The organism is Nocardioides sp. S5, assembly GCF_017310035.1.
Taxonomy (GTDB): domain Bacteria; phylum Actinomycetota; class Actinomycetes; order Propionibacteriales; family Nocardioidaceae; genus Nocardioides.
Genome location: NZ_CP022296.1, coordinates 2,167,254 through 2,188,991 on the forward strand (window position 1 = coordinate 2,167,254; position 21,738 = coordinate 2,188,991).

Genomic DNA, 21,738 nt, shown 5'->3' on the forward strand with positions numbered 1-21,738 from the left:
CCTCACGGCTCGGGCGTCTCCCACACCCGCACCCAGTCGACGTACATGTGCTGGGGCAGGCGCCTGCCCTGGATCTTGGGGATCTCGTAGTCGGCAGCGATCAGGCTGAGGATCGGGAACTGGCGCACGTCGGAGACGCCGACGCGCATCCGGCGGGTCTCCTTGCCGTCGATGCGGAACACGACCGTCCGGGGCGTCCACTCGACCGAGAAGACGTGGTAGTTCTTCGACCAGCCGTCGCGCTTGCCGTGGAGGTAGGACCGAGAGTCCGGGACCCAGCCGCCCGACGAGACGCGGCCGCGGGCGTCGTAGCGGTGCATGAAGGTCGCCAGGCCGCCCTGCGGGTGCCGGTCGCCGAAGTACTCCACGACGTCGATCTCGGCGCCGTCGGCCCCGGGGTGCATGCCGTCGACCGGCTGCATCCAGAAGGCGCCGTGCTGGCCGCGCAGGCGGTGGAACTTCACGCGGGCGGCGGCATGGCCGTAGCGGAAGGAGTAGGCGCCCTGGGTGCCGATGTGGCCGTTGAGGCGGTAGGCGTACGTGCCGGGCACCTTGTCGCGACCGCGGATCCGGCACTTCTTCATCGTGTCGGGGTCCTTGATGACGCTGAGGCGCGCGGCCCCTCCGCCGACGGTGACGGCGCGCGGGTCACCCTTGGAGCACGAGCGGCGGGCGGTCTTCACGTACTCCCGGCCGCGGTGGCTCCACACCGGGGCGAGGCGGTCGCCGGAGAACTCGTCGCTCCACGACGGGCGCTGCCACCGGGCGGTGCTCACCGGGGCGCTCGTGACCTTGCGGAGGCCGGCGTGCGGCAGGGCCTTGACCCGGTAGGTCAGCGCCCCGTTGCCGCCGGTCGACGCGGCGGCGAACTGCGCCCGACCACGGCGGTCCTGCCGTGCCGTGGCGACCACCGTCCACATGTCGTCCTGCCGCACCTGGAGCTCGAACCGGCGGCCGACCCGCACGGGGCGCAGCGTCGCGGTCAGTGCTGCGCGGGCCGCGTCCGGGCTGGCGACGCCGCGACCGTGCTGGATGATCGGCGGCAGGGCTTCGAGCTTGACCCACTGGCGCTTGGCTTTCTTCACCGCGACGTTGGCCGGGGGCTCGGCCGGTGCGGCGGACTCGGAGGCCGAGCCGGTCGTCGAGCCGGCGAGCAGGGAGGCGGGGAGGAGCAGCGCGAGCGCGCCGCGCGTGAGGAGGCGTCGGGCAGGCATTCGGGCAGACATTCGGGCAGACATGGATGGCCTTGCGTTCGGGTCGGGCCGTCATGACGTGCGCCGAGCGAGTGGGTGTCGTACGGCGGTGTGACGCCGCACGTGCCCGACAAGTTGTCGGCTGTCCGGGGCCGTCCCTGGCTGGGGTAGTCCACCGGGAAGTGGCTCTCCCGGGGGTTCGGATCAACGCGACTCAGCGCGCCTTGCCCACCTGCTCGCACCCGACGAGCACGTCGAGCGGGTCGATGCCGCCCTCGCCGTCGACCTCGTAGTAGGTCACCGAGTCGGTGCCGTCGCCGCAGTCGATGGTGTCGACGAGCCCGTCGTCGATCGTCTTGAGCTCGTCGTCGCCCGGGCCGGCGAAGACGCGGTCCTGCCCGCCCGTCACTCCGAGGAAGTCGTCGCCCGGCCCGGCCCGCAGCAGGTCGTCGCCCGGCTCGTCCGACAGCTCGGTGATCACGCCGTCGGTCAGGGAGTCGGCACTCGGTCCGCCCCGCAGACGGTCCCCGCCCGGGCCGCCGGAGAGGACGTCGCGCCCCCTCCCGCCGACGAGGACGTCGGCTGCACCGTCACCGAAGACGAGGTCCACGCCGGGGCCGCCGCGGAGCACGTCGGCCCCGCCGCGGCCCTGCAACACGTCACCGCCGCCGAGTCCCCGGATGACGTCGGCGCGCGACGTCCCGGTCAGCCGGTCGTCCCCGCCGGTGCCGTCGATGACCGCAGCGGCCGCGGGGGCCGTGGTGAGGGACAGGGACAGGGACAGGACAAGACCTGCGAACGTCAGGTGTCGCACGGGCTTCGCCTCCTCGGGCTCTCCTGCATCGTGGCACCCGCGCAGGGGCAGCGACAGGGCCGAAGGTCAGGTAGGCGTGGACCCGGTCCCGCGCACGTCCGGCGCGGAGCGGTTCGCCGTGCCGCGGACGAGGGCCAGGTGCCCGCCGAGGAGCCCGGCTCCCGCCATCGCCACATGACCCGCGACCGCGAGCCGTGCACCGGTCGCGTGCCGTCCGCGCAGTCGCGCGACCAGCGATCCGACGAAGAAGAAGGTGGCCACGTCGGTGCCGAGGGCGTGGACCGCGCCGATGCGCCGGTCGCTGCCCGACATCGTGGCCCAGTCGCCGGCGCCCGCGATCGCCGTCGGGCCGGACGCCACGAGGCCGCTCGCCACCAGGAGGGCGGCGCTGCGCTGCCCACCGGGTCCGCCGAGGGCGTCGAGCACCGACGCGCCGAACCAGCAGCCGAGGGTGACGTCGGTCAGCGGTGGGTGCACCGAGTGGCCGAGCCGGTCGGTGTGCAGCGGGCTGCGTACGGCCCAGTCGAGGAGCGGGCGGTAGAGCGCTTCCTGCGCACCGGCGACCCGCTCCGCGGCCGGGCTCGCGCCCACGGTCCGGAACAGCCGCTGTGCCACAGGTGACGACGACACATCCAGCACGGTACGCCGATCACTCGGGGGCGGCCAGAGGATCCGGGTGCTCAGCGCAGCGAGCGACGCGGCCTCGTCGTCGCGATGGAGTGCAGGACGGCGTCGCGGCGGATCGCGCGCACCTCGTCGAGCTTCACCCGGCAGGACGGGCAGCGGTCGCGGTCGCGGCAGCAGTGCGCGTCACGCACCTCGGCCTCGAGCTGGTCGGCGTACGCACTGCGACGCCAGATGGTGTGCATCATCGGTCCCTCCCCAGGGTGATGGCGTCGAGTCTGTCGGTCGGGACGGCGCGCCGGCATCGGCAGGACTACCGATCTCTGGTGCCGCCGACGGCCGCCACGACGCTGTCGTCGGCGGGCATCAGGAACCAGAGGGCGGGGTAGACGAGGAGCTGGCTGCCGGGCAGCACCATCAGGAGCACCAGGAACAGCAGCCTCGCGATCCACGGCGTCAGGCCGAGCCGGCGGCCCAGGCCGGCGCACACGCCGCCCAGGATCCCGCTGTCGCTGGAGCGCACGAGGCCCTGGCGGGCAAAAGCGGATCGGATGTCGTCCATGTGGGTCCTCCGGAGGTCGGCTGGTGCCTCCAGCCTGCTGCGACCCGCACCGCAGCACCATCGGGATCAGCCCCGGTCCGACCCTGAGGCGGACCCGAGTCAGGTGCGCGGGCGGCGGGCGTCGCCGGGCAACCCGAACTCGGTGAACACTCCGGGGCTGAAGCCGACGTGGTCCGGCGGCCGGGAGGCCAGGACCGGCAGGCCCACCGACGCCATCAGGCCGTCGTCGAGCGCGAGCACCTCGGCGTCGTGCACGGGCCACGGCTCGTGCTGGTTGGGGACGTAGAGGGTCCGGCCCCACCAGCGCTGGTGCAGGCCCCACCGGGCGCTGAGGAAGTCGTCGAGCGGGGTGCTGTCGCGGCGCGCCCCGGCGCGGACCACGAGGTGGCTCGACCCGCGCGCACCCGGGTGGCGCAGGCGGGCGTCGTAGGTGTGCACGTCGCCGTCGCGGCGGTGGCGCATGCGGGCCCAGCGGTAGGGCAGCCCGAAGGCCGCCCGGGCACCCAGCACGACGCCGACCCGGTCGGTGTCGAGGCTGAGGAAGACGATGCCGCGACGACCGGTCTCGTCGACGGAGTAGAGGCGCACGTTGGTCTCGAGGAAGGTGCCCAGCCACGGCACGCCGGGGCCGCGCGCGACGCCCGCACCCACCATCCGGAAGGGGATCAGCCCGACGTAGGTGACGCCGTCGAGGGTGTCGGGGCGTACGCCCGGCGGCATCCGGTGTGCGACCAGCGCCGGGTCGACGGCCCAGTGCAGGAAGGTCAGGTCGCGCCAGTGCTGCGTCATCATCACCGTGCCGCTCAGCGCCGGCGGGTGCGGCGAGACAGGCTCGACGACGGGGTCGCTCACCCCTCCACCCTAGGCAGGCGTGCGAAGGCGTCCGACCGCCTTGTCCACAGCCCGTCCGGGCGCCGTTTGGCGCCCGTCCCGCCCGGGCATCGGACCTGTGGGCGCACCACGGCGCCGCGGGGGCAAGGAGAGGCAGATGTACGGAGACACGGGAGTGATCCGACGCCTGGCCCAGCAGGTGGGCGAGCAGGGGACCGAGATCCGACGGGGTGCGGACCGGCTGGTCGGTGCGTCCGAGCTGGTCGTGTGGGAGGGCCGGGCCGCGCAGGCGATGCGCGAGCGGATGACCGAGCGGGCGGTCGCGCTGCGACGCACGGCCGACGAGCACGACGACGCTGCCCGGGCGCTGCGGCACCACGCCGACGAGGTCGATCGGCTCAAGGACCTCATCCGTGAGATCGCCCGGCGGGTGCAGGGCCTCGTCGACGGCGCCCGCGCCCGACTCGCGAGCCTGGCCGACACGGCGCTCGACCGGGTGAGGGACCTCGCCCCCGACCCCGTCGACCAGCTGCTGGCGAGCTTCCGGCCGCCACCCGAGGGCCACCGCGACTGGCTCGACGTGCCCGACCGGCTGGGCGGAGGCGCGCGGTGAACGCCATCCTGCTCGACGCGCGCGGCGACGAGGTCGACAAGCCGACGGTCACCCCGCGACGCGTACGCCTCACCCATGCTGCCGTCGACCGCCTGGCCGATCTCACCGGGGTGCCGTCCCCGGCCGCGCCGATGCTTGTGCCGGCGGGCGGTGCGTCGGCCGGCCTGGTCGGTCGGCTCGGCGACGGGCCCGCGCCGGCGGTGCCGGTGGACGACCTCGACGAAGCGCTGGTGGCCGCCACGCTCCTCACGGACGGCGTACCCACCGAGGAGGGCCGGGCGGTCCTCACCGTGTGGCACGCCCCGGCGCTCGCCGTCGAGCTCGAGGTGCTCGTGCGCCTGCGCCGCGGGACCGTCCGCGTCCGCAGCTGGCACCGCAACCTCGACGACTGGGTCGTGTGCCTCTCGACCGGCGACGGCGTCGCCTTCGAGCTGGCCTGGCTCGCCGCGGAGGACTGGTGGCTCGAGCTCGGTCGGGCCGCCCACGTCGACACGACGATGCTGCGCGAGAGCCAGTACGCCGCCCCGCTGCCCGCCGTGCTCGAGACCCCGTGGGAGCTCCTGCTCGCCACCGGCGAGGCGGTCCGACGACGCCGCACCGAGCTCCTCGACGCGATGGTCGCCGACCACACCGGGACGACGCTCGCGGGGGACTCGGCCGACGCGCTGGAGAGCGCCGCCGACGCCGACGTACGCCTCTGGCACGAGCAGCTCGAGGTCGACTCGCGTGGACGCCTGCACGCCGCCGTGATGGGTCGCGGTCGGCGCGGGCGTCCTGCTGCCGGGATCGTGGAGTGGGTGCTCCTCAGCGACGGTTGGTGCTCGCTGACACCCTTCGCCCGCGACGGCTGGACGATGGTCCGCATCGAGCGACGCAGCGTCGTCGACCTGCCGCGCGAGCTGGCCGTGCGCGCCGCCGAGGTGACGTCGTGAGCAGCGGCAGCCTCCCTCCGATCGAGTCCGTGACCGGCGGCACCCACGGCGTGGAGGCAGGCTACGAGCAGATGCTCGGCCTCGCGGCACGCTACGAGCAGCACGCCGGGGACCTCGTCGAGATGGCGGGCCTCGGAGCGCGGGTCGTGGCCGACGGCGACCTGCTCGAGTCGGCAGTGCTCTCGCCGCTGTCGTTCGCCGATGCCGAGGTCCAGGTGCTCGGCGCCACCGCCGGCACGGACGGACTGGCGGTCCGCGCCGTGGGCATCGAGGCCGACGCGCTCGGCGTACGCGCCGTGGTGGCGGCGTTCCGGGCCAGCGACGCCCTGTCGCGGCACGCAGGTGAGGCGATCGACCACACGCTCGGGCGGGTGGTGCTGACGGGGACCGTGACCGCCCTGCCCGCGCTGGTGGTCGCGGCAGGAGTCGGGCACGCGTGCTGGTCGTCGCTGACGCCGGAGGAGCAGCAGGCGCTCGAGGAGCGCCTCACCGACCAGCTCGGGGCGCTGCTCCACGAGCATCCCGGCCTGGCCCAGCACCTGGTCAACAGCGGGGGAGGGCTGGTCGGGTCGCTCGTGCCCGGGCTGGGTCTGCTCGACCCCGGCGACGGACCGGTCGCCCAGCCCACCACCAACGACGCGGCACGTCTGATGGCGTTGCTGCTCGGCGACGACACCGACTACGCGGTCGCCCGCGTGGCTGACGTCGAGGGCGGCGCCCGGCGGGTGCGACCGGACAGCCTGCGGGCGCTGGTCGAGCAGCTCGCCGCGGTCAACGACCTCGACGCCGGACCGCACGCCGGGGCCCTGCACGGGGCGATCCAGGTCCAGCAGGTCGGGGAGGAGCGCTACGTCGTCTACCTCCCCGGCACCGACGACATGGCGCCGCTGCCCTCCGGCGGGTTGATCCGCGACATGGAGACCAACTACCAGCTGATCGGCGGCACCGACAGTGCCTACGACCGCGGCATCCGCGCGGCGATGCTCGACGCCGGTCTCGAGGGCAAGGCCGTGATGCTGGTGGGTCACTCCCAGGGAGGGATGGCGGCGACGTCGTTGGCGGCCGACCCCGACTTCACGCGGCTCTTCGACGTCGAGCACGTGGTGACCGCGGGATCACCGACCGCCCAGGTCGCACAGCTGCCCGACGGCACCCACGCCCTCCACCTCGAGAACCGCGGGGACGCGGTGCCGCTCCTCGACGGCGAGGACAATCCCGACCAGCCCCACCGGACGACGGTGCTCTTCGACGACGGCACCCACCGGACCGCGGACAACCACGACCTCGACCGCTACGCCGCCGGTGCCGCGGCGGCCGAGGCGTCGGGCCACGGCTCGATCCGGGACCAGGTGAGCCGGATGCACGGCGACGGCTACCTCGGCAGCGGGCCGTCGGGACCGGTCCGGACCTACGTCATCACCCGGTGACCCGGACCGAGTGGTCGTTGGCGGGATGTCCGCGCTCTCCCCTAGTGTCGGCCGGTGTGACGGACTCCATGATCTCGGCACGGGGACTCCGCAAGTCGTTCGGTGACTTCGAGGCAGTGAAGGGCATCGACGTCGACGTGCGACGCGGTGAGGCCTTCGGCTTCCTCGGCCCCAACGGCGCCGGCAAGTCGAGCACGATGCGCATGATCGCCTCGGTCAGTCCCGTGTCCTCCGGCGAGCTGCGGATCCTCGGCATGGACCCCGCCACCGACGGGCCGGCCATCCGCGGTCGCCTCGGCGTGTGCCCGCAGGAGGACACGCTCGACAACGAGCTCAACGTCTTCGACAACCTCTACATCTACGGTCGCTACTTCGGCATCGATCGCGCGACCTGCCGTGACCGCGCCCATGAGCTGCTCGAGTTCGCGCAGATCACCGACAAGGCTAAGGCGAAGGTCGAAAGCCTCTCGGGCGGCATGAAGCGGCGCCTGACCATCGCGCGGAGCCTGATCAACAGCCCCGACCTCCTCCTCCTCGACGAGCCCACGACCGGCCTGGACCCGCAGGCCCGCCACGTGCTCTGGGACCAGCTCTTCCGGCTCAAGCAGGCCGGCGTGACGCTGGTGATCACCACCCACTACATGGACGAGGCCGAGCAGCTCTGCGACCGGCTCGTGGTGATGGACAAGGGGCTGATCGCGGCCGAGGGGTCCCCACGCGAGCTCATCGACACCCACTCCACCCGCGAGGTCGCCGAGCTCCGCTTCGGCGTCGGCGAGCACGAGGCGCTCGCGGAGAAGGTCGAGGACCTCGGCGAGCGCGTCGAGGTGCTGCCCGACCGCCTCCTGGTCTACAGCGACCGCGGCGAGGAGGTCGTCACCGCCGTCCTCGAGCGCGGGCTGCACCCGATCGCCACGCTCGTGCGGCGCTCCACCCTCGAGGACGTCTTCCTGCGCCTCACCGGCCGGAGCCTGGCCGACTGATGGCCACGACCGACGCGCGTCCCGCCACCCGCCCGACCGGCTCCCTGTCGGTCCGCGAGGGCATCACCCGCCAGTACGACTACTGGCTCACCGTCTACAAGCGCACCTGGCGCGGGGGAGTGGCCAACTCCTTCGTCACCCCGCTGTTCTACGTCCTCGCGATGGGCGTCCTGCTCGGCGGCTTCATCGAGGGCGACCCCGACCGCCTCGAGGGCGCCACCTCCTACCTCGCCTTCATCGTGCCCGGCCTGGTCGCGGCGCACGCGATGACGATCGCGGTCAGCGAGACGACGTACCCCGTCATGGGGGCCATCAAGTGGCACAAGACGTTCTTCGCCCAGCTCGCCACGCCCCTCGCGGTGCGCGACCTGGTCAACGCCTTCCTGTGCTTCGTGGTCTTCCGGATCGCCTCGGCGTGCGCGGTCTTCATGCTCGTCCTGGCGCCCTTCGGTGTCTTCGAGACCTGGTGGGGCCCGGTCCTGGCGTGGGTCTCGCAGGTGCTGGTCGGCAGTGCCTTCGCCACCCTCGCCTTCGGCTACTCCGCGCGCCTGAGGTCCGAGGAGGGCTTCGGCCTGCTCTTCCGCCTCGGGGTGCTGCCGCTGACCCTGTTCTCCGGGGCGTTCTTCCCCATCGCCAACCTCGGTCCGGTGCTCGAGTGGGTGGCCCGACTGACTCCGCTGTGGCACGGGGTGTCGCTGTCGCGGATGCTGTGCCTCGACACGGTCGACTGGTCCCTGGCCGCCCTCAACGCCGGTGTCCTCGTGGTGCTGTGCGTCGTTGGCTGGCGCTGGGCCGTGACCGGCCTCGACAAGCGGCTGGAGGTCTGAGGTGGCACCCGTGACCGGGATCCCCGCACCCCTGACGCCGGTGGGCGCCGCCCGCCTGCTCGTGCTGCGCAACTTCATCGTCTACAAGTCGGCGTGGAAGCTCTTCCTCACCGGCTTCCTCGAGCCGGTCCTCTACCTCTTCTCGATCGGCATCGGCGTCGGCCAGCTCATCGACGGCTTCGAGTTCCACGGCGAGCAGGTGCCCTACGCCACCTTCGTCGCGCCCGCCATGCTCGCCACCTCGGCCTTCAACGGTGCACTGCTCGACTCGACGTTCAACGTGTTCTTCAAGCTCAAGTACGAGAAGCTCTACGACCAGATGCTGGCCACGCCGCTCTCCACCGGCGACATCGCCCGCGGCGAGATCACGTGGGGCCTCATGCGTGGTTCGGTCTACTCCGCGGCCTTCCTGCTGGTGATGGTCGCAATGGGGCTGGTGGAGTCGTGGTGGGCCGTGCTGGCGCTGCCGGCCACCGTGCTGATCGCCTTCGCCTTCTCCGCCGTCTGCATGGCGCTGACGACCTGGATGACGAGCTGGCAGGACTTCGACAAGATCACGCTCGCGCAGATGCCGCTGTTCCTCTTCTCCGCGACCTTCTTCCCCGTCGAGGCCTTCGGCAACGGCGTGCTGCGCTGGGTCGTGGAGGCCAGCCCGCTCTACCGCGGCGTCGTGCTGTGCCGCGAGCTCACCACGGGCAACGTGACCTGGGACTCGGCGGTGTCGGTCGTCTACCTCGTCGTGATGGGCGTCGTCGGCCTGCTCGTCGTACGCCGTCGCCTCGACGCGCTGCTGCTGACCTGAGACCTCTGGCGACGCACCGGCCGGCGTCGTAGGTTGCCGGGCATGGATTCCTACGCCCAGGGAGAGACCACGCCGGCGCTGCTGGAGGAGACGATCGGCGCCAGCCTCGCGCGGACCGTGACGGCGTACGCCGACCGCGAGGCGCTCGTCGAGTGCGCGACCGGGCGACGCTGGACGTGGGCCGACCTCGAACGGGACGTCGCGGGCCTCGCGCGCGGCCTGATCGGCGCCGGGATCGAGGCCGGGGACCGGGTCGGCATCTGGGGGCCGAACAGCGCCGAGTGGACGCTGGTGCAGCTCGCCACGGCGCGGGTCGGCGCCATCCTGGTCAACGTCAACCCGTCCTACCGCACCCACGAGTTCTCCTACGCCGTCAACCAGAGCGGCATGCGGATGCTGGTGAGCGCGACGTCGTTCCGCACGAGCGACTACCGCGCGATGATCGAGGAGACGGCCGAGCACAACCCGACCCTCGAGCGGGTCGTGCACCTCGACGACGCCGACAGCTGGGCAGGCCTGGTCGCCGACGGTGAAGGCGTCGGCGACGACGACCTGGCCGCGCGCGAGGCCGCGCTGCGACCCGACGACGCGATCAACATCCAGTACACCTCCGGCACGACCGGTTATCCCAAGGGCGCCACGCTCAGCCACCGCAACATCCTCAACAACGGCTACCTCGTCGGCGAGGTCTGCGGCTACACCGAGGCCGACCGGGTCTGCATCCCGGTGCCCTTCTACCACTGCTTCGGGATGGTGATGGGCAACCTCGCCTGCGTCACGCACGGCGCGACCATGGTCATCCCAGCGCCCGGCTTCGACCCCGCGCTGACGCTGCAGGCGGTCTCGCAGGAGCGCTGCACCTCGCTCTACGGCGTGCCCACGATGTTCATCGCGGAGTGGGCGCTGCCCGACCTGGCGTCCTACGACCTCTCCAGCGTCCGCACCGGCATCATGGCCGGCTCGCCGTGCCCCGAGGAGATGATGAAGAAGCTCATCCAGGCCGGGATCGACGAGATGACCATCGCCTACGGCATGACCGAGACGTCGCCGGTCTCCACCCAGACCCGGCGCGACGACTCCCTCGAGCGCAAGGTCGGCACCGTCGGTCGGGTGTGCCCGCACCTGGAGGTCAGGATCGTCGACCCCGTCAGCGGCGACACCGTGCCGCGCGGCGAGGCGGGGGAGTTCTGCACCCGCGGCTACTCGGTGATGCTCGGCTACTGGCAGGACGAGGAGAAGACGCGCGAGGCCGTCGACGCCGACGGGTGGATGCACACCGGCGACCTCGGCGTGATGGACGACGACGGCTACGTCCGGATCACGGGCCGCATCAAGGACATGGTGATCCGCGGCGGGGAGAACATCTACCCCCGCGAGATCGAGGAGTTCCTCTACACCCACCCCGACATCGAGGACGTCCAGGTCGTGGGCGTCCCGGACGCGAGGTACGGCGAGGAGCTGTGCGCCTGGCTGCGGATGCGTCCGGGGACCGAGCCGCTCGACGCCGCCGGGATGCGCGAGTTCGCGAGCGGCAAGCTCGCGCACTACAAGATCCCGCGCTACGTCATGGTCGTCGAGGAGTTCCCCATGACGGTCACCGGCAAGGTCCGCAAGGTCGAGATGCGCGAGGTCTCCACGCGCGAGCTCGGCCTGGCCTGACTCACGTCAGGACCTTCTGCAGCCAGGTGATGTCGATCCACCGGTCGTGCTTGCGGCCCACCTCGCGCATCGTGCCGATCTCGGTGAAGCCGCACGCGCGGTGCAGCGCGAGGCTGCCCGGGTTGGGCTGGGCGACGGCGGCCACGACCACGTGCACGCCGTCGTCGGCGAGCAACGCCAGGAGGGCGTCGTACATCCGACGGCCGGTGCCGAGTCCCTGGTGGCCGGGCGCGACGTAGACCGTGGTCTCGCGGGTGTGGAGGTAGGCCGGCTTGGCGCGGTAGGGCATCGACGTGGCGTAGCCGATGACGGTCCCCTCGTGGTCGGCGACGAGGAACCGGTCGTCCGTCGCGGCCAGCCTCTCCTTCCACGTGCTCGTCGGGCGGGGCTCGACGTCGAAGGTCGCGTGGCCCTCGAGTGCCTCGCGGCCGTAGATCGCGGCGACCGCCGGGAGGTCCGCTGCTGTCGCCGCACGAATCTGCATCGCCCCATTGTCGCCGGGCTCATCCGAACGCGGCGCGGTAGACCTCGTCGAGAGCCGCCGCGTCGACAGCACTGACCACCTGCACCGGCCCGTCGCCCGTACGCCGCAGGCGGCCGCGGTCGCCGGTCGTGTCGACGGACCAGGTGCCCGACTCCGTCGTGGCGGCCGAGGGAGCCAGGAACACGCCGGCGGTGACGAGGTCCCAGTAGGCGGGTGACTCGAAGCCGGGGACCCGGCCGAGCGAGCCGACAACCGGTCCGGCCAGGCCTGAGGGCGCTCCCCGCGGCACCGGGTCGTCGGGCACGACCAGGACGGGCACGCCGCTCGCGAGGACCTCGGCGAACGGCACGGGATCAGCGCCGGCGTTCCACTCCGCGATGCCGTCGCCGTGCGAGGCGCTGTCCACGGCACCGGCCATCATGGTGATGCCGCCGAGCCGGGCGTACGCCGCCGGGTGTCGGCGCAGCACGGTCGCGAGCTCGGTCAGCGGACCGAGCGCGACGACCTGCAGCCGGTCGTGCCGGCGGGCCGTGCGGGCGATCAGCTCGGCGGCCGGGGACTCCACCGGCGTGAGCGAGGGCGGGACGTGGTCGCCGACCAGGCCACTGCTCTGGATGGCACCCATCGTCCAGGCCTGGGGGAAGGCGACGCCGTCCGGCCCGCGTGCCGTGTCTCCACACGCGAGGGGCGGCGGTGGCGTCCCGAGCCCCTCGAAGAGGTCGGCCACCAGGCCACGACCGACGCAGCCCAGCTGACCCGTCAACGGCACCGTGACGGCCACGACCTCGACGCCGGGATGGCGAGCGAGCAGTGCGAGGGCGGCCAGGTCGTCGGGTGCCAGGTCTGTGTCGACGAGGACCGGTACGGCGTCGGGGTGTTTCTGTGCAGCCGGAGCCATCGGCCCGGCGACGTAGACCTCGCCGTCGGCGTCCGACGCAGCCGGGCTGCAGGCCGCCAGCACGGAGACCAGCAGCGGGACCAGCAGCGGGACCAGGAACAGGCGCTTCACGGGATGACCCACGCCTGGGCGACCGCGCACACCGCGCCTGTCAGGACCCCGGTGGCGAGCAGGACGCGCCGGGTCGTCCCGCCCGGAAAGGCTGGAGCGAGCAGCACCAACGCGAGTCCGAGCACCCAGCCGTCGTGCCACCACGCCAGGTCGGTCGACACGAACAGGCGGGCCCACCCCTCCTGGAACTCACCCGGCGGCTCGAGCAGCCAGTGCGAGGGGAAGTCGAGCGGGTCCGCCGCGGCCGGTCCCACCGGCACCGTGACGGGCTGCACCTGCACGACGGAGAACGGCGTCACCGAGCGGTGGCCGAGAGCCAGGAGAAACCGTCGACCGCGAACCAGAAGACGAGGAGCACGGGCAGCGCCAGCACCAGGCTCGACACGCGCCGGCCGAGCGCCGCACCCAGGGCGACCGCCAGCACGGCCAGCGCCACGTGCTGTGCGAGCTCGGGCACGGAGTGCAGTGCCTCGGTGGTGCGGCCCGGCTCGGTGCCGAGCGTGAGCCCGCCGAGTGCCCGCTCGCGGATGCCCAGCAGCACCGCGAAGGCGAGCGCCAGCAGGACCAGTGGCGCCGAGGCGAGGACCCGGGCCCAGGCACGCAGTCCGTCGCTCACGGGCGCCTCGGTGCCGACAGCCGCGCGTTCGCGGTGGAACGACACAGCCGAGACCCATGACGTCGCCAGAAGGAGCGGAGCCGACGTCATCACCAGCTCGCTGTAGGCGCCGCCGGACCACTCCTCCGACTGCGGCGTGGTGGTCCACATGAACCAGACCGACACGGCCAGGCCGAGGGGGAGCACGGGCGTGCGGACCGCGCGGCGGAGCTCGGCGGCGGCCAGTGACCGCGCGACGGCGTACGACGTGGGGCGTCGAGGTGCCGGCACGTCCGTGGACGCGACCGCGGCGCTCATCGCCGCCTCCCCAGGACGCTGGCCGCCACGGCGAGCGCGAGCACCGGCCACGGGTCCGTGCGCCACCAGCCGAGGACGTCCCCGAGCGTGCCGGAGGAGCCGACGGCACGGTCGACGGCGACCCACACGACCGGGACGGCGGCGCCGGCCAGCACCCGCCACCGCGCCGGACCCCACACGGCGACGGCGACCCCCGACGCGGCCAGCGCCAGGAGCGGGCCCGGGCCGGACGCGCCGCCGCCGACGGCCACGAGTGCCCACCAGACGAGGAGCGTCGGGACCCCGACGAGCACCAGTCGCAGCAGGCGACGGGACATGGGCGACACGGGGACCGGCTCGAGCAGCGCTGCCGCGTCGTCGCGCAGCGCCGCGACCGCCAGCGAGGCCAGCGCCGCGGCACCGACGAGGAGGAGGCCGTCGGTCGGACGGTCCTGGCTGCGGGCGACGAGGACGAGACCGAGGACCGGCGCCCCCACGGCACCGAGCGGCCACCACCTCATCGTCCGAGCGGTCGGCAGGGCAGCCTGCCCGAGCACGGCCATCATCGCGCGAGCCTCGTGACGAGGAGGTACCCGTCGTCCAGCGTCGGCTGGAGGGCCGTGGCCCCGGCGGGCGGGGTGCCGAGGTGGCGGCGCGCTCCCGGCCCCGTCACCCAGCTGCGCAGGGCGGTCGGTTCGTCGTGGGCGGACTCCCAGACCATGCCGTCGGCAGCAGCGGCGAGCTCCGCCGGGGTGCCGCCCCAGCAGATGCGGCCGCGGTCCATGACCAGGACGTGGTGGCAGAGCGCCCCCACCTCGGCCGTGTTGTGGGTCGACAGCACGACGCAGCCGCGCTGGGCGGTCTCCGCCAGCACCGATCGCAGGGCGATCCGCTGCTCGGGGTCGAGGCCGGTCGCGGGCTCGTCGAGGACGAGCAGGTCCGGGGTGCCGATGAGCGCGGCCGCGAGCGCCACCCGCTGCTGCATGCCACCGGACAGCGTCCGGATGCGCTTGTGCATCCGGTCGCCGAGGCCGACGGCCTCGAGCACTGTGGCAGCCTCGCGCCGGCGCCACGCCCGGTCGGTGTGCTCCTTCAGGATGGCGACGTAGTCGACCATCTCCAGTGGTGTGAACCCGCCGTAGAGCTGCGGCGACTGCGGGAGGTAGCCGAGCCGCCGGCGTACGTCGGTGCGGGCGGACGGTGACGCCGGGTCCATCCCCAGCAGGGACAGGGTGCCCCGGTCGGGGGCCAGGACGGTGGCCAGGATCCGCAGGAGGGTCGTCTTGCCGGCGCCGTTCGGGCCGAGCAGGCCGACGATCCCCGGACCGAGGGACAGGTCGACGTCGTCGACCGCGGTCAGCGAGCCGAAGCGATGGGTGACGCCGTCTGCGGCCAGCAGCGTGGCGGTGGTGGTGCGGGTGGTGGTCATGCGGTCCTCCGGTAGGCGACGGTGTCGCGACGAGCGATCGTGAAGGTGATCGCGGCGAGCGCGACCACGAGGGCGGTGAGCTGGCTGGGCGCCGAGGCGATGAGCTCGCTGACGACGTCGGCGGGGACCCGCCGGGACGCGGCCGGCCACGACACGACGACGGCCCAGGTCGAGCCCAGGACGGCCGCGACGATGGCGGGGTCCAGGCGGGTGGTGCCGGCCAGGGCGACCAGCGACGCGAGGGCGGCCCCGGGCAGGAGCCAGCCGAACGCGATGGGGACGGGGACGCCGACGAGCAGAGCGCCCCCCACGCCGACCGGCACGGCGGTCAGCGCGACGAGCAGGGCGCGCGCCGCGACGAGCCGTAGTCCGGCGGTCGGCGTGGCGAGGGCGAGCTCACCGGCCGGCTCGGCGCCGCGGCCGTAGACCAGGGCGACCGCCGCCAGAGGGGCGACGGGCGCCAGCGCCATCACGAGCGGGAGCCGGAAGCCCAGCACCGAGACCAGCACCGGAAGGGCGAGCAGCACCAGGAGGGAGGTGAGCCAGGCGGTCCGGAGGGCGGGGGTGGCGAGGCCCAGGCTCAGCAGCCGGCGGGACCGGGGCCGGTCGATGCGGTCCGCCAGGGCGTCCCAGCGTCGTACGCCCTCGTCCGCGGTCGTCCGCGACAGCGCCCTCGTCCGGAGCCGGCACTCCTCGCAGCGGAGGAGGTGGGTCTCGATCGAGGCCGCGAGCACCGGTGCGGCCGCACCAGCGGCCCAGGCCCGGAGGGTGTCCTCGTCGGCGTGCCAGGTCTGCGTCACAGCAGTCCCTCCCTCAGCTCGGTGCGAGCGCGGCTCATCCGGCTCTTGACGGTGCCGCTCGGGATGCCGAGCAGCGCGGCGGCCTCGCGCGTGGTGAGGCCGTCGAGGACGGTCGCCTGGACGACCGCCTGCAGGTCGGGGGAGAGACGGGAGAAGGCCAGCCCCACGTCGCTGTGCTCCACCCGGGCGAGCAGCTCCTCCTCCGCGGAGGCCATCGGCGACCCGCGCAGGGCGCGCAACCTCTCCACGACGTTGGCGCGCGGGCGCAGCTGGTGCAGCATCGAGCGCACGGCGATGCCCCACAGCCAGGCTGCGACCTCGCCGTCGCCCCGCCAGCTACCCGGCTTGCGCCAGACCGTCAGGAACGTGTCCTGGACGGCGGTGTCCACGATCGCCGGGTCGGCGCACCGACGCGAGAGGCGGATCGCCAGCCACGGCTCGTGGCGCACGAAGAGCTCGTGCAGCGCCCCGCGGTCCGCGTCGCCCACCGCCTCCAGCAGCTCGGCGTCGCTGCGCCGGTCCACGGCCCCGCGGGCGTCCCAGCCGGTGTCGTCCTCTCCCATCACGTCTCCTAGTGGCACCGACCCCCGGGATCGGTTCACGCGCCGGCCCAAGTCTGTCGCCGGTCCAGACCGCTGTGAACCGAACGCGCCGGTGGGCGGCACTTCCAGATGCGTCTCGCGTCGGGCGCACCGACCCAGGAGGACCCACCATGTCGAGCATCAGGACCAGCATCGCCACCGCCGTCGCGGTGGTCGCCCTACCAGGTGCGGCCGTGGCCGCCAGCGTGCTCGTGGACCACGGCCGCGGGCCGACGTACACGCACGACGCGGCGTACGCCGACATCACCACGCAGGTGCATGCCTGGACCCGCGGGGAGACGACCACTGTGCGGCTCATGGTCGAGCGCCTTCCGCCCGGCCGCACGTTCGGCGCCCACGTGCACACCGGGACCTGCGGCACCGACCCGACGACCTCGGGCGGGCACTACCAGCACGCCGGCGCCACCGGTCCGCTCGCCGAGCGCGAGGTGTGGCTCGATGTCACGTCCGACGCACGGGGCCGCGGCGTGGCCACGGCCACCGTGCCGTGGAGCTTCGTGCCCGGGGCTGCCGGTTCGGTCGTGATCCACGCGCTGCCGACCGACCCCACGACGGGTGCGGCCGGCGCCCGCCTGGCATGCACGAGCGTCGCGTTCGGCGACCACCCGGGCCACTGACCGGGCTGGTTGGATGGCTGCATGCCGAGCGACGACGTGCAGCCCGTCCCTGACACCAAGGACTGGACCTGGGTCCTCGAGCGGCCCTGTCCTGACTGCGGGTTCGACCCGGCCGCGCAGTCGCTGGACGCTCTGCCGACGCGGATCCACGACACCGCGATGGCGTGGTCGGAGGTGCTCGCTGGCACCGACGTCACCACACGCCCTGCGCCGGCCGTGTGGTCACCGCTGGAGTACGCCTGCCACGTGCGTGACGTGCACGTCGTCTTTGCGGAGCGGGTGCGGCTGATGCTGGAGGTCGACGAGCCCTCCTTCGCCAACTGGGACCAGGACGCGACCGCGGTCGAGAGCGACTACGGCACCCAGGACCCCGCGGAGGTGGCGGTCGGGCTGATCGCGGCCGCTGGAACCGTGGCCGGTCTCTACGCCACGGTCACGGAGGCCGCGAAGGACCGGCGGGGGCTGCGGTCCGACGGCTCCGTCTTCACCGTGGAGTCCCTCGGGAGCTACCACCTGCACGACGTCGTCCACCACCTCCACGACGTCGGGGCCCGATGAGCGTGGAGGAGACCGTCCGCGCCTACGACGTCGACGCAGCGGCGTACGCCAGGGCGTCGCCGACGATGCCCGACTCCGTCCGCGCCGACATCGAGGACTTCGTCCAGCGGATCGGGGTGGGCGCCCGGGTGCTGGAGATCGGCTCCGGTGGCGGCCGCGACGCACTGCTGATGGGGGCGCTCGGCCTGCGGGTGCGGCGCACCGACATCACGCCAGGGTTCGTCGCCCTGCTGCGCGAGCAGGGGTTCGACGCCGACCTGCTGGACCCGCTGGTCGACGACCTGCAGGTGCCGGAGGGTCCGTACGACGCGGTGTGGGCGAACGCCTCGCTCCTGCACGTGCGACGCGCTGACCTGCCGACGGTGCTGGCCCGGCTGGCTCGGGTCACCCGCGCCGGTGGACTGCTGCGGATCTCCCTCAAGGAGGGCGACGGCGACGGCTGGTCCACCCATGGGTCGATCAGCAGCCGGCGTCACTTCACCTACTGGCGCGCCGACGCGCTGCGCGAGGTCGTGGCCGGCTCCGGGTGGACCGACGTCTCGGTCCGGTCGGGCATCGCGGGCCACCTGGGGGAGGCGTGGCTCGAGGTGTCGGCGGTCCGTGATTCGGTGTCCCCATGAGGCACACCGAGTTCTGGGCGCGGCTCGACCACGCGCTGGGGCGCAGCTACTCCCGCACCTGGGCCGAGCTCACCGTCGTCCGCGACCTCGACGGGCGCACGACCCAGGAGGCGCTCGACGCAGGAGTGCCGCCCAAGCAGGTCTGGGCCGCCGTCTGGCGCCAGCTCGAGCTCCCGGACAGCGAGCGGTGACCAGCGAGGTCGGCGCGGTCCTCGACGTCGAGCAGGTCCAGCGCCACACCGTCCGCACGCTCGTCGTCTCCCAGGCCGTCGGCGCGGTCGGAGTCACCATCGGCGTGGCCACCGCGTCCCTGCTGGCGCGCGACATCTCCGGCAGCGAGACGCTCGCCGGGCTCGCCCAGACCTTCCAGGTCCTCGGCACGGCAGCAGCGGCCTACGTCCTCGCGCGGGTGATGCGCCGACGTGGACGCCGCATCGGCATCGTGCTCGGCTACCTCGCCGGCGCCACCGGTGCGCTGCTCGCCGTCCTCGCAGGCGTCGTCGACTCGATGGCGGTGCTGCTCGTCGGTGCCGTGCTGTTGGGGGCGACGTCGGCGGTCAACAGCGGCTCGCGCTATGCAGCGACCGACCTCGCGACCGAGGCGCACCGCGCCCGCGCGTTGTCGGTGGTCGTGTGGGCCACGACGATCGGTGCCGTTGCGGGGCCCAACCTGGTGGGCGTCGGCGGCACGGTCGCACGTCCGCTCGGCATCCCGGAGCTCACCGGCGGCTTCGCGATCGGCTCGGTCGTGCTCGTGCTGGCGGCCGGTTGGGTCTGGGTGCGGCTGCGTCCCGACCCGCTCCTGCTGGCCCAGGAGGCGGCCGGTGTCGTGCCGGACGGCGCGCCGCACGTGCGGGGAAGGTCGTGGGCGGCCTTCACCACGGTCGTGCGGGACGTGCCCGCAGTAGGCGCGGCCGTGGTCGCGATGGCGTGCGCCCATGCGGCGATGGTGACGGTGATGATCATGACGCCGCTCCACATGGAGCACGGCGGCGCGCACCTCGAGGTCATCGGCTTCGTCATCTCGGTCCACGTGCTCGGGATGTTCGCCTTCTCGCCCGTCGTCGGCTGGGCGGCGGACCGCTTCGGGCGCTCGCCGGTGCTGGTCGCCGGAGGGGTGGTCCTGCTGGTGTCGCTCGCGCTCTGCGGACTGTCGCCGGAGGGCTCCTCGTGGCAGATCTTCGCCGGGTTGTTCCTCCTCGGGCTGGGCTGGTCGTGCGCGACCGTCGCCGCCTCCACCGTGATCGCCGACCGCACCCCGATCGAGGCGCGCACGGACGTGCAGGGGACCTCCGACATGGCCATGGCGCTCACCGCGGCCGGTGGTGGCGCGTTCGCAGGGGTCATCGTCGGGGGACTGGGCTACCCGGCGCTCGCCCTCTTCGCGGCCCTGCTCGCCCTCGCCGTCGTGGTGGCAGGACGGCTCACCCGGACGCCCTGACCCCGACCCGCACGGTCATCGCGAACATCCGCGCGACACGCCGCGCCACGTCTGCCATCGAACACGTGTTCGGGCTACTGTTCGTCCACAGGTACGACGTGCGGCGAGGTTGTCCACAGCGTTCGACCGTCCTGATCAGGGACTGTCGGTGGCTCGCCCTAACGTCGGAGAAGTACCGACACACACGACGAGAGAACGGGACACAGCAATGGCTGGTGCAGACCGCGAGAAGGCCCTCGACGCCGCGCTCGCACAGGTGGAGAAGCAGTTCGGCAAGGGCTCGGTCATGCGACTGGGCGACGAGACGCGTGCCCCGCTCGAGGTGATCCCCACCGGGTCGATCGCCCTCGACGTGGCCCTCGGCCTCGGTGGTCTGCCGCGCGGACGCGTGGTCGAGATCTACGGTCCGGAGTCCTCCGGAAAGACGACGGTCGCCCTCCACGCGGTGGCCAGCGCCCAGGCGGCCGGCGGCATCGTCGCCTTCATCGACGCCGAGCACGCGCTCGACCCCGACTACGCCAAGGCCCTCGGTGTCGACACCGACGCCCTCCTGGTCTCCCAGCCCGACTCGGGCGAGCAGGCGCTCGAGATCGCCGACATGCTGATCCGATCCGGCGCGCTCTCGCTGATCGTCATCGACTCCGTGGCGGCCCTGGTGCCCCGCGCCGAGATCGAGGGTGAGATGGGCGACAGCCACGTCGGCCTCCAGGCGCGGCTGATGAGCCAGGCGCTGCGCAAGATGACCGGTGCGCTCAACAACTCCGGCACGACCGCGATCTTCATCAACCAGCTCCGCGAGAAGATCGGCGTCATGTTCGGCTCGCCCGAGACCACCACCGGTGGTCGCGCGCTGAAGTTCTACTCCTCGGTGCGTCTCGACGTGCGCCGCATCGAGACGCTGAAGGACGGCACCGACATGGTCGGCAACCGCACCCGCGTCAAGGTCGTGAAGAACAAGGTGGCCCCGCCGTTCAAGCAGGCGGAGTTCGACATCATGTACGGCAAGGGCATCAGCCGCGAGGGCGGCCTGATCGACGTCGGCGTCGAGGCGGGCATCATCCGCAAGGCTGGCGCCTGGTACACCTACGAGGGCGACCAGCTCGGCCAGGGCAAGGAGAACTCGCGCAACTTCCTGAAGGACAACCCCGACCTCGCCAACGAGATCGAGAAGCTGATCCTGGAGAAGCTGGGCGTCATCCCGGCCGTCGACAAGCCTGCCGACGAGCTGAGTGACGAGCCCATCGGGGTCAATGACTTCTGAGGAACATCGCCCGCCGCCGTCGTGGGCCGGTGACGTCGGACTCGGCGTGCGCGCGTGGGTGGGGGACACCCCACCCACGCCGTCGCCGGCGACCGAGCCTGCCGAGCGGTCTGGTGAGCGCTCGCGCAAGAAGGGTCGCGGCCGCAGCCGCACCCGGACCCGCGCCGAGGCCGAGGAGGCCCGCGCCGCCACCGCTGCCGCACGCGCGGCGGAGGTGGAGGCCGATCCCGAAGGAGTGGCCCGCACGATCCTGCTCGATGCGCTGACCGGCCAGGCGCGCACGCGCCGTGAGCTCGCCGACAAGCTGGCCAAGCGCGAGGTGCCCGACGAGATCGCCACCGAGCTGCTCGACCGTTTCACCGACGTCGGCCTGATCGACGATGCTGCCTTCGCCTCGGCGTGGGTGGAGAGCCGGCACCGCAGCCGCGGGCTCGCGCCCCGTGCGCTGGCGCAGGAGCTGCGCCGCAAGGGCGTGAATGACGAGGAGGCCAAGGCCGCCCTCGAGCAGATCGACGAGGACGACCAGCGCACCGCGGCCCGCGCACTGGTGGACCGCAAGATGCGGTCCGTGCGCGGGCTCGAACCGCAGGTCGTCACCCGGCGCCTGGTCGGGATGCTCGCGCGCAAGGGCTACGGCGCAGGCCTGGCTTTCTCGGTGGTCCGAGAAGCGCTGGCCGACGACGACCAGGTGGACCTGACCGACCTCGTCGACCACCCGGAGGACTGAGCGACCCCTTCCGCGGCAGGTCAGCCCTCTG

28 protein-coding genes are annotated in these 21,738 nt (G+C 73.0%); 14 read left to right on the top strand and 14 right to left on the bottom strand.

Annotation, left to right across the window (positions count from 1 at the left end; all coding sequences use genetic code 11):
• Nucleotides 1-2: 2 nt before the first annotated feature.
• The 6 genes from CFI00_RS10710 to CFI00_RS10735 all read right to left on the bottom strand — a co-directional run bounded on the left by CFI00_RS10710 (nt 3) and on the right by CFI00_RS10735 (nt 4,045).
• Nucleotides 3-1,214, bottom strand: coding sequence for a glycoside hydrolase family 16 protein (locus CFI00_RS10710; RefSeq protein ID WP_207085121.1), 1,212 nt, complete (start codon nt 1,212-1,214; stop codon nt 3-5).
• Between the two features lie 193 nt (nt 1,215-1,407).
• Nucleotides 1,408-2,007 (bottom strand): hypothetical protein, encoded by a 600-nt coding sequence (locus CFI00_RS10715; protein ID WP_207085122.1) that lies wholly within the window; start codon nt 2,005-2,007, stop codon nt 1,408-1,410.
• Between the two features lie 66 nt (nt 2,008-2,073).
• Nucleotides 2,074-2,637, bottom strand: a complete 564-nt coding sequence (locus CFI00_RS10720; RefSeq protein ID WP_207085123.1) for a hypothetical protein — start codon at nt 2,635-2,637, stop codon at nt 2,074-2,076.
• A gap of 50 nt (nt 2,638-2,687) precedes the next feature.
• A complete protein-coding gene (locus tag CFI00_RS10725) occupies nt 2,688-2,879 on the bottom strand; it encodes a hypothetical protein (RefSeq protein WP_207085124.1) in 192 nt (63 codons plus the stop codon).
• A 65-nt stretch (nt 2,880-2,944) separates the two neighbouring features.
• A complete protein-coding gene (locus CFI00_RS10730) occupies nt 2,945-3,193 on the bottom strand; it encodes a PspC domain-containing protein (protein ID WP_207085125.1) in 249 nt (82 codons plus the stop codon).
• Between the two features lie 99 nt (nt 3,194-3,292).
• Nucleotides 3,293-4,045: a DUF2071 domain-containing protein gene (locus CFI00_RS10735; RefSeq protein ID WP_242532790.1), complete on the bottom strand. Its 753-nt coding sequence runs from the start codon at nt 4,043-4,045 to the stop codon at nt 3,293-3,295.
• A 136-nt stretch (nt 4,046-4,181) separates the two neighbouring features.
• Between CFI00_RS10735 and CFI00_RS10740 the strand changes: the two genes are divergently transcribed.
• From CFI00_RS10740 to CFI00_RS10770, 7 genes are all read left to right on the top strand, one after another.
• Nucleotides 4,182-4,637, top strand: coding sequence for a hypothetical protein (locus CFI00_RS10740; RefSeq protein ID WP_207085126.1), 456 nt, complete (start codon nt 4,182-4,184; stop codon nt 4,635-4,637).
• Nucleotides 4,634-5,569: a hypothetical protein gene (locus CFI00_RS10745; protein ID WP_207085127.1), complete on the top strand. Its 936-nt coding sequence runs from the start codon at nt 4,634-4,636 to the stop codon at nt 5,567-5,569. The genes CFI00_RS10740 and CFI00_RS10745 overlap by 4 nt, the downstream gene beginning before the upstream one ends.
• Complete coding sequence (locus CFI00_RS10750; RefSeq protein ID WP_207085128.1) at nt 5,566-6,996, top strand: hypothetical protein; 1,431 nt, start codon at nt 5,566-5,568, stop codon at nt 6,994-6,996. Before CFI00_RS10745 ends, CFI00_RS10750 begins: the two co-directional genes overlap by 4 nt.
• A 68-nt stretch (nt 6,997-7,064) precedes the next feature.
• Nucleotides 7,065-7,979 (top strand): ABC transporter ATP-binding protein, encoded by a 915-nt coding sequence (locus tag CFI00_RS10755; protein ID WP_207085462.1) that lies wholly within the window; start codon nt 7,065-7,067, stop codon nt 7,977-7,979.
• Complete coding sequence (locus CFI00_RS10760) at nt 7,979-8,806, top strand: ABC transporter permease (protein ID WP_207085129.1); 828 nt, start codon at nt 7,979-7,981, stop codon at nt 8,804-8,806. Before CFI00_RS10755 ends, CFI00_RS10760 begins: the two co-directional genes overlap by 1 nt.
• 10 nt (nt 8,807-8,816) lie before the next feature.
• Nucleotides 8,817-9,608: an ABC transporter permease gene (locus tag CFI00_RS10765; protein ID WP_207085130.1), complete on the top strand. Its 792-nt coding sequence runs from the start codon at nt 8,817-8,819 to the stop codon at nt 9,606-9,608.
• 42 nt (nt 9,609-9,650) lie between these two features.
• Nucleotides 9,651-11,267 carry an AMP-binding protein gene (locus CFI00_RS10770; protein ID WP_207085131.1) on the top strand — a complete coding sequence of 539 codons (1,617 nt, stop codon included), beginning with the start codon at nt 9,651-9,653 and terminating at the stop codon, nt 11,265-11,267.
• Between the two features lies 1 nt (nt 11,268).
• Here the strand turns inward: CFI00_RS10770 and CFI00_RS10775 are convergent, their stop codons facing one another.
• The 8 genes from CFI00_RS10775 to CFI00_RS10810 are packed head-to-tail and all read right to left on the bottom strand — an operon-like array spanning nt 11,269 to nt 16,444.
• A complete protein-coding gene (locus tag CFI00_RS10775) occupies nt 11,269-11,751 on the bottom strand; it encodes a GNAT family N-acetyltransferase (protein ID WP_207085132.1) in 483 nt (160 codons plus the stop codon).
• A gap of 19 nt (nt 11,752-11,770) precedes the next feature.
• Nucleotides 11,771-12,760, bottom strand: coding sequence for a nucleoside hydrolase (locus CFI00_RS10780; protein ID WP_207085133.1), 990 nt, complete (start codon nt 12,758-12,760; stop codon nt 11,771-11,773).
• Entirely contained in the window at nt 12,757-13,059 is a 303-nt protein-coding gene (locus tag CFI00_RS10785; protein WP_207085134.1) for a hypothetical protein, read from the bottom strand. Before CFI00_RS10785 ends, CFI00_RS10780 begins: the two co-directional genes overlap by 4 nt.
• A complete protein-coding gene (locus CFI00_RS10790; protein ID WP_207085135.1) occupies nt 13,056-13,673 on the bottom strand; it encodes a hypothetical protein in 618 nt (205 codons plus the stop codon). Before CFI00_RS10790 ends, CFI00_RS10785 begins: the two co-directional genes overlap by 4 nt.
• Nucleotides 13,670-14,218, bottom strand: a complete 549-nt coding sequence (locus CFI00_RS10795) for a hypothetical protein (protein WP_207085136.1) — start codon at nt 14,216-14,218, stop codon at nt 13,670-13,672. The genes CFI00_RS10790 and CFI00_RS10795 overlap by 4 nt, the downstream gene beginning before the upstream one ends.
• Nucleotides 14,215-15,081, bottom strand: coding sequence for an ATP-binding cassette domain-containing protein (locus tag CFI00_RS10800; RefSeq protein WP_207085137.1), 867 nt, complete (start codon nt 15,079-15,081; stop codon nt 14,215-14,217). The genes CFI00_RS10795 and CFI00_RS10800 overlap by 4 nt, the downstream gene beginning before the upstream one ends.
• Nucleotides 15,078-15,881 carry a hypothetical protein gene (locus tag CFI00_RS10805; protein ID WP_207085138.1) on the bottom strand — a complete coding sequence of 268 codons (804 nt, stop codon included), beginning with the start codon at nt 15,879-15,881 and terminating at the stop codon, nt 15,078-15,080. Before CFI00_RS10805 ends, CFI00_RS10800 begins: the two co-directional genes overlap by 4 nt.
• Entirely contained in the window at nt 15,878-16,444 is a 567-nt protein-coding gene (locus CFI00_RS10810) for an RNA polymerase sigma factor (protein ID WP_207085139.1), read from the bottom strand. The genes CFI00_RS10805 and CFI00_RS10810 overlap by 4 nt, the downstream gene beginning before the upstream one ends.
• A gap of 149 nt (nt 16,445-16,593) precedes the next feature.
• On the opposite strand from CFI00_RS10810, the gene CFI00_RS10815 reads away from it, so the two are divergent.
• The 7 genes from CFI00_RS10815 (at nt 16,594) to CFI00_RS10845 (ending at nt 21,707) form a co-directional block, all read left to right on the top strand.
• Nucleotides 16,594-17,100: a superoxide dismutase family protein gene (locus CFI00_RS10815; RefSeq protein ID WP_207085140.1), complete on the top strand. Its 507-nt coding sequence runs from the start codon at nt 16,594-16,596 to the stop codon at nt 17,098-17,100.
• A gap of 21 nt (nt 17,101-17,121) precedes the next feature.
• A complete protein-coding gene (locus CFI00_RS10820; protein ID WP_207085141.1) occupies nt 17,122-17,658 on the top strand; it encodes a DinB family protein in 537 nt (178 codons plus the stop codon).
• Nucleotides 17,655-18,278, top strand: a complete 624-nt coding sequence (locus CFI00_RS10825; protein ID WP_207085142.1) for a class I SAM-dependent methyltransferase — start codon at nt 17,655-17,657, stop codon at nt 18,276-18,278. Before CFI00_RS10820 ends, CFI00_RS10825 begins: the two co-directional genes overlap by 4 nt.
• Nucleotides 18,275-18,469, top strand: coding sequence for a DUF3046 domain-containing protein (locus CFI00_RS10830; protein WP_056600613.1), 195 nt, complete (start codon nt 18,275-18,277; stop codon nt 18,467-18,469). The genes CFI00_RS10825 and CFI00_RS10830 overlap by 4 nt, the downstream gene beginning before the upstream one ends.
• Nucleotides 18,466-19,719, top strand: a complete 1,254-nt coding sequence (locus CFI00_RS10835) for an MFS transporter (RefSeq protein WP_207085143.1) — start codon at nt 18,466-18,468, stop codon at nt 19,717-19,719. The genes CFI00_RS10830 and CFI00_RS10835 overlap by 4 nt, the downstream gene beginning before the upstream one ends.
• A gap of 208 nt (nt 19,720-19,927) precedes the next feature.
• Nucleotides 19,928-20,980 carry a recombinase RecA gene (gene recA, locus CFI00_RS10840; RefSeq protein WP_207085144.1) on the top strand — a complete coding sequence of 351 codons (1,053 nt, stop codon included), beginning with the start codon at nt 19,928-19,930 and terminating at the stop codon, nt 20,978-20,980.
• Nucleotides 20,970-21,707 (top strand): regulatory protein RecX, encoded by a 738-nt coding sequence (locus tag CFI00_RS10845; RefSeq protein ID WP_207085145.1) that lies wholly within the window; start codon nt 20,970-20,972, stop codon nt 21,705-21,707. The genes recA and CFI00_RS10845 overlap by 11 nt, the downstream gene beginning before the upstream one ends.
• Nucleotides 21,708-21,738 lie beyond the last annotated feature (31 nt).